The organism is Pseudomonas sp. 11/12A (assembly GCF_000800055.1).
Classification (GTDB): Bacteria; Pseudomonadota; Gammaproteobacteria; order Pseudomonadales; family Pseudomonadaceae; genus Aquipseudomonas; species Aquipseudomonas mohnii.
Genome location: NZ_JUGV01000001.1, coordinates 3,041,402 through 3,056,699, shown reverse-complemented (window position 1 = coordinate 3,056,699; position 15,298 = coordinate 3,041,402). Strand labels below are relative to the sequence as shown.

Here is a 15,298-nt window from a genome sequence, read left to right as displayed (position 1 = left end):
TCAGCCCTTGGCTGTGCGCTTGGTTTTTTCCGGGTCGTCGAAGGGCAGGGCGTGGGTCACGGCGGCGCTTTCCTGGCTGCCGCGCACCTGCAGGGCAATGCCTGGATTCGAGCAGGCGACGCTCATGCGGGCGATGGCCATGGAGCGTTTGCTCAGGCGCGAATACATGCCGCAGGTGATCACCCCGACTTGCTGGTTGCCTTGCCACAGGGTGTCGCCGGCTTCAGCGGGGCGCACGCCTTCGAGTAACACGCCGGTGATCTTGAAACGCTCCTGACCGCGCAACCGGAAGTGCTCGTCGGCACCACGGAATTCGCGTTTGTCCGGGGAGACGGTGAAATCCAGGCCCATTTCCCACAGCGTGTCGCCAGCCTTCTGATCGGCGAAGGGGTACATCTGCGAGTTGTCGTAGGGGAAAAACATCAGCGAGCTTTCCACCCGCAACCAGTCCAGGGCGGTAAAGGCACAAGGGATGATGCCCAGGCCCGCGCCCTGTTCGAGGATCGTGTCCCACAGCGCCGGGGCATCGGCGGCCTTGCAGAAAATCTCGTAACCGCGTTCGCCGGTATAGCCGGTGCGGGAGATCATCACCGGGCGATCGAACAGGCGGGTTTGCAGGTGATGGAAGTAAGGCAGCTGACGGATCCCGGGGACGTGCTCGGCGAGAAAGTCCACCGCCAGCGGCCCTTGCAGCGACAGATCGTGCAGGTCGTCATCGAACAGCACCGCCACTTGCCGGCCCTGGGAAGAGCGCACCAGCATTTCGTGGCCGCTGCCGGCACCGTGCACCACCATGAACGCGTTGGGTCCGGTGCGGTAGACGATGCAGTCATCGACGAACTTGCCGTCCTCGTCGAGCATCGAGGCGTACACCGACTTGCCGGGGTAGAGTTTGGCGATGTCGCGGGTGGTGGCCCATTGCAGCAGGCTCTCGGCGTGAGGGCCGACGTAATGGACTTTTTTCAGCCCGGACACATCCATCAGTCCGGCCCGGGTGCGGATCGCCTGATGGTGATCGGCCAGGTCGCTGTCGTAGGTCCAGGCAGTGCCCATGCCGTTCCAGTCTTCGAGGTTCGAGCCGAGTGCGCGGTGCCGTTCGGCCAGTGCAGAAATACGCCATGAATGCGTCATGTGAAGATCCTTGTCGGTGAATGTGGGTCAGGGTTCAGGCCTGGTCGAAGCGGCTCAGCCACTCGACCAGGGTCTGTCGGTAGCGGCTCATGCCCTTGTACTCGGCGATCGGCTCGGGCAGGTCGCGCAGCACTCGGTGCAGGCGGCAGCCCCAGCCGGGCTGGGTGACCAGCTCCTGCAGGCTGATCAGGTAGGTGCGGATGCTGAACATCACCGCGTTGCTGCGTGGCAGACGGGCCATCACTTGCAGCTCGACACGCAGATGAACCTGTTGCCCGACGTTCTCGGCGGTGATGCGACCGCGGTCGGCGCCCCATTCATGGAACGTCTCGGGAGAGGAATCCAGGCGCGGGTTGATGGTCAGCGTCCAGTTCAGACGCCGCACCGGCTGCCCGGTTTGCAGGTTGAGCAGGTATTTCAGCGCGCGGTCGAAGATGCCCATCTGGTGGGCCATGGGCACCGGCGAATGCCACTGCTTGAAACTCATGCCGGCGTCGAAGGCCAGGGACCAGTCGGCCGGGCTGGTGACCAGGCCGGCGTCCATGTACAGATCGCCGTCGCGTTGATCGAGCAAGGCGAAGTCCCCCTGCACCTGTCGGCCGATGAACTCCAGCGGCTCGCAGGGCAGGCTGGTGGCATCACCGAACACAAAGTGCTGATCGATGTTCAGCAGCGTGTTGCGCCAATGCCAGTGATCACCTTCACGCTCCAGCGAGAACCACTGCGGATAATCCGTAGCCAGGTGCTCCATGAGCATCTGCAGCGCATCCCAGGCCGCCACTTGCATGTGCGGCAGCACCAGGTAGCGGCGCGGATCCTTGTCCAGCACCAGGGCGCGTTCGGCCATTTCCGAGCGGTAGTGTTCGTCGATGTCGAACCCGTGTTGGTAAACCGAGCCGGGATCCCGGGAGGTCGCCGGTTCGATGTTCACCGAATACAGGTAGCTGTCCTCGGTGAAGGGGAAAGGAAAACGCCGGATGGCGGCGGGGCTGTTGCGAAAGCTGAAATCGTCTCGATAGCTCTGCACGGGGCTTGATTGAATGGTCATGGTCGACTCCTAAAGATCCAGCGAAACGCAAGGGCCACGGCCGCGGGAGACACAGGGCATGAGAAAGTCAGCCTGCTCGGCGGGGCTCAGGAAACTGTCGCGGTGTTCGATGTCGCCGCCCACGTGGCGGGTCATGCATTGGCCGCAGACCCCGCCGCGGCACAGGTTGGGGATCTGCAGCCCGGCCGATTCCAGGGCTTCGAGCAGGCTTTGTTCGGCGCCGACCCGCAGGCGCCGGCCGCTGCGCAGCAGTTCCAGGTCGAAGGGTTGGCCCGGTTGTGCGGCATTGAAGGCTTCCCAGTGCACCCGGCCGGGCGGCCAGCCGAGTGCTTTGGCCTGTTGCCGAACCGCGTCGAGCAATGGTTGCGGGCCGCAGGTGTAAAGGTGGCTGCCCAGCGGTCGATCACGCAGGATCCGGCGCAGGTCCGGGCGGCTGGCGTAGGTGTGCAGGCGCGATCCCAGCCGCTGTTGCAACGCCTCGACATAGGCATCGCTCAGGCCCGGACGACAGAGGTAGTGCAATTCGAAGTCGGCCTTGCGTTGTTCCAGGGCCGCGATGTAGGCCATGAACGGCGTGATGCCGATGCCGCCGGCGATCAGGATGTGCAGGCTGGCGGTCGAGTGCAGGGCGAACAGATTGGCTGGTGGCGAAATCTGCAGCGTGTCCCCGACCTGGACCTGCCGATGCAGGTACTGCGAGCCGCCGCGGGAGGTCTCCTGCAGGCGTACGGCGATGCGGTAATGCTGGTTGTCCGCCGGGTCGCTGGTGAGTGAATAGGCATTGCGCAGCTTGCCCTCGGCCAGTGGCAGGTGAACCTGTACATGACTGCCGGGGGAGAACGCCGGCAGGGGGCCGGTGCACGCCTGCAGGGTGAATTCGCGCACCACTGGGGTCAGCATTCTCGCCGCGCTGACCCGCACTTCGATGACGGCGCTCATGACCGGACTCCGGCATAAGGCTGGTCGGGGTTGGTGCAAACGCCGAGGTACGCCCCCAGGCGGCGGGAAAAGTGCTCCCGGACTTCCAGCCCGACATCGCAACCGATGCAGATCAGCAGCGACTCCGGCCCGGCGGCCTGAGTCAGGCCGCAGTGCACGCAATACACCAGGCGCGCACCGGCAATCGTGTGGGTCATGTCGATCTCGTCATTTTCCAGTCCGGCGCTGCGGGCCTCGCCGTGGATGCGCCAGATAAAGGCCTCGTCGCCCATGATGTAGAGATGGCTGCCGACCGTGGCGCTGACCAGCGCCCGCTGCAGGCGCCGGGAAAAGTCGGCGTTCTCGCCATTCAGCACCAAGGGCTGTTCCAGTTCCCCGACAACGGGCGAGCAGGCGGCTGCCGATTGCATGACCACAATGTGCCGGGTGACGCTGTTACGAGGCAGCGGCTGGCGATAGCGCGGGAGGCTGTGAAGTCGGTCCGGGGCGGCGCTGTGTCTATCCGTCATGTGGGCTTTCCTGGCTGTTCCGCGCCTGTCGAAGGGCGAGAAAGGTGGCGTTGGACCGGGAATTTGTTTCCTGGTGGGGAAGATACTTTCCTATGGGGAAAATCTTCTCAATCCGGAAAAAGGGCTATGCCTTTGGAGATAAGCCTTGCGCAACGCCCGTTCGGGGCATGGAAGTTGCTGGTCTTCGCTCAGGGCTGAGTAACCGGACGGGGAGTTATCAATGGTGCGAACACGACCGCAGTGGTGGCCGCTCTGGCTGGGGCGTATTCGCCCCGAACAGGCACGCAGCGTGCGCAAACTGCTGGCCGGATTGCCCTTGTGCCAGGTGCACGGTGACGGTGCCTTGTCGGGTTTTCTGGATCGTTTCGAAGCATTGTTGCCGACCTGCAAACTGAATCTGATCCTGGGCGGCGAAGACCTGGGGCCGGCACGGCGCGGATTGCTCGAGGGCTGTCAGGACGTTGCGCGTTGCCCTTGGCGTGACTCGGCACTGCCTGATGTGGCTCAGGCCTGTGGCCCTTGCCGGCAACGGGGCGTACATCGCCTGCTGTGTGCCTTGCCGCACAGCGACGATTCGAGCAAAGGGGTGTTGTTGCTCGATACCCCACAACCGGTCCACGCAAGCTGGCGCCAATTGCTGGAAGAGGCGGCGCAGGCGGTCGGCGTCACCGTGCGCTTGCGCTGCTACACCCGTGAGCAACAGCGCAAACAGGCTACGTCCCGGCACGGCGCCCTGGCCCGTGAGCTGCACGACTCGGTGGCCCAGCAGTTGGGTTACCTGTCGTATCAGGCGCGTTGGTTGCAGTCGCAGTTGGGCGAGCCTGCGCAGGCCTTCGCCGCGTTGCAGGAACTGTGCGGCGGCTTGAGTCAGCTGCAGCGCCAGGTGCGCGAGCTGATCACCAGCGCTCGTCTGACCATGGACGGGCGATCGCTGCGCCAGGCATTGGCCGACTCTGTCGCCGAGTTCTCGCGGCGCTGCATCATCGTTTTCGAACTGGACAATCGCCTGACGGATGACGCTTTGAGCCCGGAAACCGAATTGCAGATTCTGCAGATCATTCGCGAGGCACTGGCCAACGCGGTGCGCCATTCCCATGCGCGGCATGTGCGCATCGAGTTGCGGCAAAACCAGGACGGCGATGTCTCGGTGACGGTGGAGGACGACGGCATCGGCCTGAGCCCGGCATCGGGGGAGGACAACCATTTCGGCCTGGCGATTATCCGCGAACGCGCCGCGAGCATTGGCGCCCGGCTGAGCATTGAAGCGATCCGCCCGCACGGGGTTCGCGTACACCTCGGCCTTTGCCATCACCAAGACCTGCCACAGGGGAGTTTCGATGGACTGCACGACCTTATTACTGATCGATGATCACCCGCTGTTTCGCAAGGGCCTGGCGCAGCTGTTCGGCGCCAGTGACGACTTCGAGGTGGTGGGGCAGGCCGCCAGCGGCCGCGAAGGCATCAACCTGGCGGTGAGCCTGGCACCGCAGCAGGTCTTGCTGGATCTGCACATGCCTGGCTTGAGCGGTTTGCAGGTGCTCGATGAACTGCGTCAGTTGCGCCTCGATTGCCAGGTGGTGGTGCTCACTGCGTCGATGGATCGCGCCGAGTTGTTGACGGCCCTGCGCCTGGGGGCCAGCGGTTATGTGCTCAAGGAAACCGAGCCCGATGCCTTGCTGGCCTACATGCGCAATTGTCACAAGGGCGCGATCGTCCTGGATTCGACCCTGATTGCCCTGTTGGCCGATCAGGACGAATCGTTGCACCGCCCCGCGCAGGATGCTGATCCTCTGGACACCGGCAACCTTACCGAACGCGAGGGCCAGACCCTGGCCCTGATTGTCGCCGGCATGAGCAACAAACAGATCGGTCGGGAACTGGGGATCAGCGATGGCACGGTCAAGATCTATGTGCGCAATCTGTTGCAGAAGCTCGGCCAGCACTCGCGTCTGGAGCTGGCGGCGTGGGTACACAACGGCGCGTCGGTGAGACACGAGGAGCGGCATTAGATGATGGAACGGCCAGAGGCATTTGTGCAGGCACCGTCCTTGCACCTGATGGATCGCTTTCCGGCGGCGTTGCTTGAACTGCGCGACAACGGGCAGATCGCCCACTTCAACCTGGCGTGGGTCGAGCTGATGGACAGGCCGGGTCCGGAGCGCAACCTCATCGACTATGTGCACCATGAGGACCGTTCGTTGTGGCGTCAGGCCTTGCATGAACTGCGTCGGCGTCCCGAGACTTCCTTCAGCCAGCGGTTGCGCTTTGTTCACCCCTCGGGGGAGCTGCGTTGGTTTGACGTCAGCCTCAAGCGCGAGACTCAGGGTTTTTATCTTGTGGCGGGGGACATTACCGCGCACAAACGCCGCGAAGTTGCCTTGCAGGCCAGTCAGCGCAGCAGCATGAGTTTGCTGGACAGCATGCCGGGGCTGATCTATCGCGGCCGCAACAATCGCGATTGGACCATGGAATTCGTCAGTGCCGGTTGCTTGCAACTGACCGGGTATCCACCGGAGCGGTTGGTGGACAACCATGAGTTCACCTACAACAGCCTGATCCTGGCGCAGGATGCCGATTACGTCTGGCGTGAGGTGCAATATGCCCTGTCGCGGCAAGAACCATTCGAACTCAACTACCGGATTCGTTGCGCCGATCAGTCGATCAAGCACGTCTGGGAAAAGGGCGTGGGGATCTATGCCGACACGCGTGAAGTGCTGGGTATCGAGGGGGCGATTTTCGAGCGTAATACCGGCCAGGACCTGGGGCGTTGAACGCAGGTTTGCGGTGTGGTCCTCGGCGTTTACGCGACGCAGTTTCGGGGTAACATGTGGCCCAACGCAAATTGCCAGAGGGAACGGGATGTCTTCGATCATCAAGCCGATGGGTGCTGCTGACACCAGTCAGGCAGCTGCAGCGTTGTGTGAGTTGTGGCCGAAATACTCACCGGCGGAGATTACCTCCAGGATCGACGAGATGCTTCGCCCCAATGGCTACCATCTGATCGGCTTGTGGGAAGAGGGCCTGGCGTCGGCAGTTTGCGTATTGGGCTACAGGATTCAATATTCACTGTGGCTGGGGAAGTCGCTCTACATCGTGGACATTGCGACCCTGCCTCAAAGTCGCGGCAAGGGTTACGCCTCGCGATTGGTGGCTTGGGCTGAAGAGGAAGCTGCGCGTCAGGGTTGCGCGGCAGTGCATCTTGACTCCGGAGTCGGTACGGACAGAGCGGCTGCTCATCGTCTCTACATGCAACGCCACTACCAGATTGCCTGCCATCACTTCCTGAAGCGCCTGGATTGATGCGCAGGATCGTCTGGCAGAGGCATGGCTTTGCTCCACAGCGAGTGAGACCACAGTCCAGGAGGCGGGTGCTTGAGCGGATCGCAGGCAAAGAAAAGCCCGGCACGAGGTCGGGCTTTTCTGTTTGGGGTCAAATCCTTTTGTATGCTCAATCTGCGCTCAATTCTGTGAGCGTTTCGTGAAAAGCACGTTGCCGAAATGAAAAAAGCCCGACACTTGGTCGGGCTCTTTGTAGATGGGCCAAATCCCTTTGGCTGCCTGCATTGTGCGGGGTCGATGTGACGAAAGCGTGACGGGGCGGATGTGAACAGCCCGCCGCCGGTACGGGCTTTTTGATGACGGGGTCGGGTGGGTTATCGATTGAAGCGCTCGACCAATGAGTGCTGGGTGGACGCAGTTCTGGTGAGTTCTTTGCTCAAGTCCGCGGACTGGTGCGCTTGTTCCGAGGTTTGATCGGCCAGGTGGGCGATGGTTGTGATATTGCGGCTGATTTCCTCGGCAACGGCGGTTTGCTCTTCAGTGGCGCCGGCAATCTGCGTGGTCATCTCGGTGATGTGAGCAACCGCTTCACTGATACCCACCAAGGCCTTGTCTGCCTCAAGCACCCACGTCACGCCTTCTTCGGCCTGACGCTGACCACGCTCCATGGATTGCACAGCGTTATTGGACGACGTCTGGAGCTTGGTAATCAGGTCATGGATCTGGGTGGTGGATTGCGAGGTGCGCTGTGCCAGCTGACGAACTTCATCGGCCACTACGGCGAATCCCCGGCCCATGTCGCCGGCACGTGCCGCCTCGATGGCGGCATTGAGTGCCAACAGGTTGGTCTGATCGGCGATACCTTTGATCACGTCAACGACGGTCCCGATTTCATTGCTGTCCTTGGCCAATTGCGCAACCGTCAGCCCGGTTTCACCGACGACAGTGGAGAGGCGTTCGATGGCCTCGCGGGTGTCTCGGGCCACATCGCGGCCGCGACCCGTGAGCAAATTGGCTTGTTGGGTGGCATCCGCCGTGCGCTGGACGTGGCTGGCGACTTCCTGGGTGGTCGCTGCCATCTGGTTGACGGCCGCAGACACCTGCTCGGTTTCGACGCGCTGGCGATCAAGGCCGTTTGAGCTGTCAGTGGCCAGCAGGTCAGATTGTCCAGCCAGCGCACTGAGTTGCTCGGCGGTGTCTTGCAGGCGCGTCAGGCAAGTCTTCAGTCGCGCGGCCTGACTGACGAAGGCTGTCTCCAGACGGGCTTGTGGTCCCCGCGCATTGCTGTACATCTGAGCGATCAGTGAGTCGGAGGTCGAGGGCTCAGCCATCTGTAACAGGCGCAGAGTGCCCCGAGACTGCCAGCGCGAAGCGAGCAAACCGATCGGCACGGCAATGCCTGTGGCCACGGCTATTGCCACGGGAGCGCTGAAGAACAAACCGCTCAAGGATCCCACCAAACCCATGGCGACATAGGGCAAAGAGCCCGATAGAGCGGGCAGCCAGCTGTCCTGCCGAGGGATGGCCGGCTTCCCCTGACTGATGCGCTTATAGAGGGATTCAGCACGGCGGACCTGATCAGCCGTCGGCTTGACCCGGACCGATTCAAAGCCGACTACCTGGCTGCCTTCAAATATTGGAGTGACATATGCGTTGACCCAGTAGTGATCGCCATTTCTGGAGCGATTTTTGACGATACCCATCCACGGGCGGCCTTGCTTGAGCGCACCCCACATGTGGGCAAATACGGCAGGGGGGACGTCAGGATGACGGACGATATTTTGCGGGGCACCAATCAGATCGGCTTTATCAAAACCACTGACCTCTACGAAAGCGTCATTGCAGTACGTAATGACACCTCGAACATCTGTCGTCGAAATAAGCTTCTGCTGAGGTGCGAGTGAAATCTCACGCTGTGTTACAGGCTGATTATTTCTCATTCCGACTGCTCCTTGGTTCCTTTGAGAGGCCATCGACTAGTACGAGAACAAGGTTAGTGTCTTTTTCTAAAATATTTTTTATAAAAATGAGTTGTATTCGTGATGCCGAGCTGTGTTGGGTCTGTATTGCTCGTTTGGATAGGCTATTGATTTTGATAGGGAAAAGTCACTCCCTCAGCCTCTCTTCAGCCTGGTGTTTTCGCAGGAGTGGTCTGCACATTAATGGCTTTGATTTCGTTGAAAATTTGGTGAGTTGCGGCCAGAAAGTGCAAATAGATAGTCATGCGTGAAAGAAGCCCGGCCACTGCGTCGGGTTTTTTTATGGGGGCTCCATTCCCTGACTATTCTCATTTGACCTGAAATGGCAGAGTGAATTTACATATCAAGCGCAATTGGAATTACATCAAGGCACTTCTTGAGCAAATCGAACAGGCCAATAGAAAGGGGGTTCTTCAAGAGCATGCTCTGAACGTAGCGCTTGCTCACGACATTCATGACCCGGCCAAAAAGGAGCAGGCAACCCATGTACTCCAGCTCATCGTCAAGGAAGCATTCGTGGCGAGTACCGTGGACGCCTCAGGCGTCGAGACTTTGATCTCGATCACATGGCGAGGCCATGACCTGCTGGATGATAGGAGAGCGAACGTCGCCAGGTACGAATTCAAGCACTTTCATTAAGTGTCTTCTTGCCAAGCCCCGCCATCACGCGGGTTTTTTTGTGCCTGCGATTTCCCAAATCCCTCTAAGCCTCTGGTTGACCCACTCATCAATGGCGCGCGCGCATTGCGGGTGTAGGGCCCTCAATTGGAGGCGGTTATCCAGCCACGCATTCAATTCGTAAAGGGCCACACGCACCGCGCGAGGGTAGTCCTCCAGAGCGGCAAGCAAGCGCTGCCGGGCGCCTTCAGTTGGCTCAATATCTCTGGTCTGAATGTATTGATTGATGAAGCGCTCGATGCAGCAGAACTCTGATGATGACAGATGGATCATGCTGAGATTTGTTGAGCGTGTGCCGTTAGCTGGAGCGAACATCCATGATTCCTTGCTTGTGCATGCGGAGACTTAAAGCTCGTTATTCGGGGTGTTTGTAGTGGGTTGGAAGAAAAGGCGGGGCGGATGATACTTATTTCCATGCGTCGTGTACGTATATCAACACGCCATCATCGACGAACGGCGTAATACTTTAGTCTTATTATTGAAGGTGATTTGCCGCCGTTAACGAACGGGTATTGGCTGAGGTTTTCCATCGGCTTCTGCCCAACCGGGAAGGCCTGGCACCGCGCAATGACGCGGATGAAGATCACCGGTTCTCCCTACCCAAAGTCGGACGGCTGGCGTTTTCTGGCCCAGCCGAATATCGGGGTGAGCACCGCGATCGACCACGGTGCGGATCGGTGCCCGAACATTATGTTCGGGCACACCACTGACTGACGTCTTGTCGAGTGCCGGGTAAAGGACCTTGATAAAAGGGCGTTGTAGTTCGGCATTGCCCTCCCGACAGCCAAACCTTGGCCAGAGGACGGTGGCAGGCGGTGTCAGTGTCCAATGGCCTGTTCAATAACGGGCTGTTCCCACAGGTCAGGTCGCTGCCGGTAACGTGCTTACTTCAAACTCTTGAGATAAGCGATGAGGTGCTGGCGACTCTGCGCATCGGGCTGCCCCGGGAACATCATCATGTTGCCCGGCAGCAAGCTGGCGGGGCTTGTCAGCCACTTGTCCAGGTTGGCGTCATTCCACTGCAGCTTGGCGCCTTGCAGGGCGGCGGAATAGTTGAAAGCCGGCGCCTGGGCGCTGGCGCGATTGAACACGCCGTGCAGGCTCGGCCCCATCAGGTTCTTACCCGCTTCGGGGCTGTGACAGAAACCGCATTGAGTGCTGAAAAGGGCTTGGCCCTGAGCGACGTCGCCCTGGGCTTGCGTCAGAGGGGCTGCCAGCAACAGGGCGCTGGCAACGAGCAGTTGTGTGTGGGTCATTTCGTTTCCTACAAATAGCAAAGCCCCGCCAAGACAGGCCTGGCGGGGCCTCAAGAGCAATCAGAATGAATTGGCGAGGTCGATGCCCGACTTGCCTGGTGCCAGAATGTTGTTCGGGTCCAGCGCACGTTTGATGGCATGTTCAAGTTTGCGTTTCACAGGGCCGTAGCTCTGCGCAACTCGATCCTGGAATGCTGTGTTGACGCGGTAGACGGCGTAGCCTTCCTTCTCGAATACATCGAGCAGTTCGGCAAAGCAGGCGTTAGCGCGTTTGGTCTCTTCCGGGTTGGAGCGGTCATACAACACGTCGATGACGTGGTGCATGTCGCGCCAGCCGACGATGAACTCGCCGACATAGTCCAGACCGTGCTTGTTGAGGGTCTTCTTGGCCAGCGCCTGCTGTTTGTCGCACTCGCTGCCTCGGGCCTGGCTCACCGGTGCGAACCACATCGAGCCGCCGCCGCCACGCCAGTTGTACAGGCCAAATTCCTGCAGGTTAGGCACCCCGGACATCAACTGGGCTCGGTACTTGAACGGCTGGGTGTCGCCGGCCTCTTCCTGGGTGACGATGCGCCCCTTGCCCAGTTGCTTCAGGGCTCCAGTGACGATATTCCAGTTGACGTCGACCTGCTCCTGGGTGCCGTACAGCGCGGCATAGACGTTCCAGGCGCCGAGATTCTTGTCTTTCTGAATTTGCTTGAGGATCGCGTCAGAGGTCGCACCCGGCTCGGTGGTGTAGTCGGAGCGGCGGGTGTTGCAGGTGGATGCCTCCCAGAGTACGCCTGCAATGACGACCGAGTTCGGAATGACTTGGGCGATGCGCAGCGGGCGGATGAATTCGACGATTTCGGCGATGTCCGATTCGTTCTCGAACTTGATCTCGAACGGTTTGAATACGGGCGGTTTCGGCATCAGCCAGAAACCCATTTTCGTGCAGATACCATAGTTGGCTTGGGTGAACATGCCGTCCAGCGTCGGGCCATAGCCCCACTTGAATACCTGCCAGGCATTGTCACCTTTCACTCCGCCCATGCCTGTTCGGTACACATCGCCGTTAGCCAGCACCACTTCCATGCCGCACTGCATCAGAAAGTGTTCGCCATAGGGTGTGTAACCCACGCCACGATCCATGGTGTTGCCCAGTGGTCCGGCGATCGCCGACGGTGCAGAGAACGACAGCATCAACGGCAGTTGGTGTTCCTGGATGTAGTCGTAAAGCTGCTGATAGGTCACCCCCGGCTCTACCAGGGCGGTACACAGTTCCGGGTCGACGTGGAGGATTTTGTTCATTTTCTTCAGGTCAAGTATGACTTGACCTCGCTGGCCTGGCGCGGCCGAGCCGTAACCGAAGTTACGACCCGTGGAGATGGTCCACACCGGGATTTTGTGTTCGTTGCAGATCTTCACCACCCCTTGCACCTGTTCGACGGTGGTGGCGGTGACGGCGGCAGACGGCGTGTGCTCGGCATTGTCCACGGCGATCATGATCTTGCTGTACGGGATCAGTTGATCATCTTTGGTCAGGACGTTTTCATCGCCCAGCAATTTGCGAAACTTGGCGATTGCTTGCTCGAAGTTTGCGCTGTTGACGCCGCGCGGGAGCAGGGGCTGGTTGTTTTTCTCAGTCATTTGGTTAGCTCCTTCAAGCCTCGATCGAAAACGAAACGAAATTACCGGTCAGCGGCGATGGGCGGCTGGCGATCAGTGGCGCTTGGCCTGTGTTGGCAGTGCCCAGGGCGGCGAGGGTGTAGCCCAGCGTGGCTGCCCATTGTTCAGAACCGGCAGTGCTGCGTGCGGCCGCGGCCACTTGCAGCGGCGCCTGTTGGCCATGCAGGCGGTATTCGCTGAGGCTGAAGCCCGTGCCGCAGGCGTTCAAATTCAGGCCCAGCTGCGGGGCGCAGCCACTGGCGGCCTCGGCGCTGAGCAGGTGGTGCTGCGAGGCATGGGTCGTGGCGCGGTGCTGGCCGATCCATTGCACGCGAGCGCCAGCGCTGCGCGCCAGGTCAATGATCAGTGCGGCACTGGCATCGTCGACCAGGCCGATGATGCGTTGTGGTTGACCACTGCGCAGGCGTTTATCCAGGCCGAGAATGAAGCTCAGACCGAGGTCGGTACGCTGTACCTTGACTTGCCCGCCTGCCGGGCTGGCGTTAATCCCCTGAAGGAAGGCCGACCCGGCGACTTCGCCGCTGACCAGGGCCAGGGTCGGCAGAACCGGATGGGCCTGACTGCCCATTACACGATTGGCCATGGTCAGGCCCGAGCTGCTCATGGCCACGCCGGCCAGGCCGCCCAAGGCCATGCCCTTGAGCAGTACACGACGTTCTATGTTCATGCCTGACTCCTCAAGGTTTGGCCGCGGGGGCGGAGGTTTTGGAAATGTATTCGGCCACTTGTTGCAGCGAGTTGTCGTCGATGAACGAGGCGGGGAAGGCCGGCATGGCACGGAAGCCGTGGCGTACGATCGCAGTGATGTACTGCGGTGGCAGTTGGCGGCCGGTGATTTGTGGGCCGACCTTGTTCTCGTGGCAGTGGCCACACACCTTGGCATAGACGTTTTCGCCGCCTTTCCAGACGCCGTCGCCATCGGCAGCTGCATGACCCGCCAGCACGATAAACGGCAGGGTAAAGCAGGCAACAAGGGTCCGTTTCACAGCAGGGCTGTTGAGGAGTGAGTGCATTTCGTACTCCATATTCTTATTGGTAGGTTGGTTCATGGAAGGCCGGATTCGGGTCAGAACGGATACGGCCTTGGGGCGTGTTGCAGGGTGATCCAGTGGTCGGTGGTGAACTCGTCAATGGCCCAGTCGCCGTTGAAGCGGCCAAGACCGGAGTTCTTCTCACCGCCGAAAGGTGCGTTGGGTTCGTCGTTGACCGGGATGTCGTTGACGTGGGTCATGCCGGCGTGAATGCGTTGGGCGAATTGCACGCCGCGCTCCAGGCTGGACGTGAACACAGCGCTCGACAGTCCATATTCGCTGCGATTGGCCAGTTCCAGGGCATGCTCGGAATCGCGGGCGGATTGAATCCCGACCAGAGGGCCAAAGATTTCTTCACGGGCGATCTCCATGTCGGCAGTGACCTGGCCGAACACGTGAGGCGGCAAGACGTTACCCTGGGCTTCCCCGCCAACCAGCAACGTGGCGCCTTCGGCCTTGGCGGTGGCGATCTTCTCTTGGAGGCCAGCCAGTTGCTTACTGTTGATCACGGGGCCGATCACGGTCTCGGCTTTGCTCGGGTCGCCGTAAGGCAGGGCTTTGACGCGTTCGACAAAGCGCTGGGTGAAGGTTTCCAGCAGCGGCTGCTCAACGATGATGCGGTTGATCGCCATGCAGATCTGGCCCTGGTGAAGGAACTTGCCGACCACGGCGGCGTTAACGGCTTGTTCGATGTCGGCATCGGCCAGGACCACGAACGGGCTGTTGCCACCCAACTCGAGGGCGACATGCTTGAGGTACTCGCCGCCGCTGGCGATTCGGCCGATGTTGCGTCCGACCTGGGTCGAGCCGGTGAAGGAAATGAACGCCGGTACCGGGTGCTCGACGAAGGCGTCGCCGATTTCCGCGCCGGAACCGACCACCACGCTGAGTACGCCTGCTGGCAGGCCGGCTTCCTCGAAGATGCGCGCGAGCAACAGGCCCCCGGTGACGGGGGTGTCACTGGCCGGTTTGACCACCACGGCATTACCCAACGCCAGGGCGGGTGCCAGGGAGCGGGCGGTCAGGTGCAGGGGGAAGTTCCACGGGCTGATCACACCGATCACGCCCAGCGGCGTACGGTAAACGCGGCTTTCCTTGCCCGGGATGTTGGACGCAATAATGCGGCCATGCACGCGGCTTGGCAGGCTGGCCGACTCCAGGGTGATGGCGCGGGCGGCGCCCCATTCGATTTGCGCCTTGATCCGCGTACTGCCGGACTCGCGGATGATCCAGTCGATGATTTCTTCACGACGCTCGTCGAAGATCTTCACCGCGTTGAGCAGCACCTGGCCACGCTCGGCCGGCCCCTTGGCAGCCCAATGGGCCTGGGTATCGCGTGCCTTGCGGTAGGCCTCGTCGAGGTCATCGCGATTGGCCAGTGTGATCTGCAGCAAGCTTTTCTGGGTGAAGGGGTCGAATACGTCCAGCGGACGACCGGCGCTGCCGGCGCGCCATTGTCCGGCGAGGGGCTGCAGTTCAAGGTTTTGATAGGCAAGACGAGTAACGGTCATGGAGTTTTCTCTCTTATTGGTGCGAAAGGGCATCGATCAGGGGCGCCGCCGATGATCGAAGACTTTTGCGGTTTATCGTGGCAGGAACCCGGGGATGCTCCGGCTCAGCCATGGGGCTGGAGCGAGCAGGCGGCCTGGCTCATCACCTGCGGATAACAACTATCGTGCCAAGCCTCGGCGCGATGAAAAATACTCAATAAAATCAAGTAGTTAGTCGTATTTGTGATGACCATGGCACGTTCATGGGTCGACGTTATAGTCGCCAGCGC

At 60.6% G+C, this 15,298-nt stretch carries 15 protein-coding genes and 2 pseudogenes; 5 read left to right on the top strand and 12 right to left on the bottom strand.

Annotated elements, in window-relative coordinates; all coding sequences use genetic code 11:
• Genes GQ39_RS14050 through GQ39_RS14035 form a run of 4 tightly spaced genes read right to left on the bottom strand, consistent with a single transcriptional unit; the run spans window position 1 to window position 3,627 of the window.
• A complete protein-coding gene (locus tag GQ39_RS14050; protein WP_047530831.1) occupies window positions 1-1,131 on the bottom strand; it encodes an aminomethyltransferase family protein in 1,131 nt (376 codons plus the stop codon).
• Between the two features lie 34 nt (window positions 1,132-1,165).
• Complete coding sequence (locus tag GQ39_RS14045) at window positions 1,166-2,179, bottom strand: heme-dependent oxidative N-demethylase family protein (RefSeq protein ID WP_047530829.1); 1,014 nt, start codon at window positions 2,177-2,179, stop codon at window positions 1,166-1,168.
• A gap of 9 nt (window positions 2,180-2,188) precedes the next feature.
• Window positions 2,189-3,118 (bottom strand): PDR/VanB family oxidoreductase, encoded by a 930-nt coding sequence (locus GQ39_RS14040; protein WP_047530827.1) that lies wholly within the window; start codon window positions 3,116-3,118, stop codon window positions 2,189-2,191.
• On the bottom strand, window positions 3,115-3,627 hold the full coding sequence (locus GQ39_RS14035; protein ID WP_047530825.1) for a dimethylamine monooxygenase subunit DmmA family protein: 513 nt from the start codon (window positions 3,625-3,627) through the stop codon (window positions 3,115-3,117). The genes GQ39_RS14040 and GQ39_RS14035 overlap by 4 nt, the downstream gene beginning before the upstream one ends.
• A gap of 220 nt (window positions 3,628-3,847) precedes the next feature.
• Between GQ39_RS14035 and GQ39_RS14030 the strand changes: the two genes are divergently transcribed.
• The 4 genes from GQ39_RS14030 to GQ39_RS14015 all read left to right on the top strand — a co-directional run bounded on the left by GQ39_RS14030 (window position 3,848) and on the right by GQ39_RS14015 (window position 6,927).
• Entirely contained in the window at window positions 3,848-4,996 is a 1,149-nt protein-coding gene (locus GQ39_RS14030; protein ID WP_236693101.1) for a sensor histidine kinase, read from the top strand.
• Window positions 4,965-5,636: a response regulator gene (locus GQ39_RS14025; RefSeq protein WP_047530823.1), complete on the top strand. Its 672-nt coding sequence runs from the start codon at window positions 4,965-4,967 to the stop codon at window positions 5,634-5,636. Before GQ39_RS14030 ends, GQ39_RS14025 begins: the two co-directional genes overlap by 32 nt.
• Window positions 5,637-6,398 carry a PAS domain-containing protein gene (locus tag GQ39_RS14020; RefSeq protein ID WP_047530821.1) on the top strand — a complete coding sequence of 254 codons (762 nt, stop codon included), beginning with the start codon at window positions 5,637-5,639 and terminating at the stop codon, window positions 6,396-6,398.
• Between the two features lie 88 nt (window positions 6,399-6,486).
• A complete protein-coding gene (locus GQ39_RS14015) occupies window positions 6,487-6,927 on the top strand; it encodes a GNAT family N-acetyltransferase (protein WP_047530819.1) in 441 nt (146 codons plus the stop codon).
• 353 nt (window positions 6,928-7,280) lie between these two features.
• Here the strand turns inward: GQ39_RS14015 and GQ39_RS33775 are convergent.
• Together GQ39_RS33775 and GQ39_RS33770 are read right to left on the bottom strand one after the other, a co-directional pair.
• Window positions 7,281-8,297, bottom strand: a pseudogene (locus GQ39_RS33775) (methyl-accepting chemotaxis protein); the annotation flags it as partial.
• A gap of 273 nt (window positions 8,298-8,570) precedes the next feature.
• Window positions 8,571-8,846 (bottom strand): annotated as a pseudogene (locus GQ39_RS33770) (PAS domain-containing protein); the annotation flags it as partial.
• 369 nt (window positions 8,847-9,215) lie between these two features.
• On the opposite strand from GQ39_RS33770, the gene GQ39_RS14005 reads away from it, so the two are divergent.
• A complete protein-coding gene (locus GQ39_RS14005; protein ID WP_047530815.1) occupies window positions 9,216-9,524 on the top strand; it encodes a DUF2513 domain-containing protein in 309 nt (102 codons plus the stop codon).
• Between the two features lie 24 nt (window positions 9,525-9,548).
• Here GQ39_RS14005 and GQ39_RS14000 read toward each other — a convergent pair whose 3' ends face one another.
• The 6 genes from GQ39_RS14000 to pchA all read right to left on the bottom strand — a co-directional run bounded on the left by GQ39_RS14000 (window position 9,549) and on the right by pchA (window position 15,029).
• The gene (locus GQ39_RS14000) at window positions 9,549-9,878 is read right to left on the bottom strand and encodes a hypothetical protein (protein WP_052193584.1); all 330 of its coding nucleotides are present in this window, start codon (window positions 9,876-9,878) and stop codon (window positions 9,549-9,551) included.
• A 569-nt stretch (window positions 9,879-10,447) separates the two neighbouring features.
• Window positions 10,448-10,819 (bottom strand): c-type cytochrome, encoded by a 372-nt coding sequence (locus tag GQ39_RS13995; RefSeq protein ID WP_047530813.1) that lies wholly within the window; start codon window positions 10,817-10,819, stop codon window positions 10,448-10,450.
• Window positions 10,820-10,879: 60 nt separating this feature from the next.
• Window positions 10,880-12,448: an FAD-binding oxidoreductase gene (locus GQ39_RS13990; RefSeq protein ID WP_047530812.1), complete on the bottom strand. Its 1,569-nt coding sequence runs from the start codon at window positions 12,446-12,448 to the stop codon at window positions 10,880-10,882.
• Between the two features lie 13 nt (window positions 12,449-12,461).
• A complete protein-coding gene (locus GQ39_RS13985) occupies window positions 12,462-13,154 on the bottom strand; it encodes a hypothetical protein (RefSeq protein ID WP_047530810.1) in 693 nt (230 codons plus the stop codon).
• A gap of 10 nt (window positions 13,155-13,164) precedes the next feature.
• Window positions 13,165-13,500, bottom strand: coding sequence for a c-type cytochrome (locus tag GQ39_RS13980; protein WP_047530808.1), 336 nt, complete (start codon window positions 13,498-13,500; stop codon window positions 13,165-13,167).
• Between the two features lie 53 nt (window positions 13,501-13,553).
• Entirely contained in the window at window positions 13,554-15,029 is a 1,476-nt protein-coding gene (gene pchA, locus GQ39_RS13975; protein ID WP_047530806.1) for a 4-hydroxybenzaldehyde dehydrogenase, read from the bottom strand.
• Window positions 15,030-15,298: the final 269 nt, after the last annotated feature.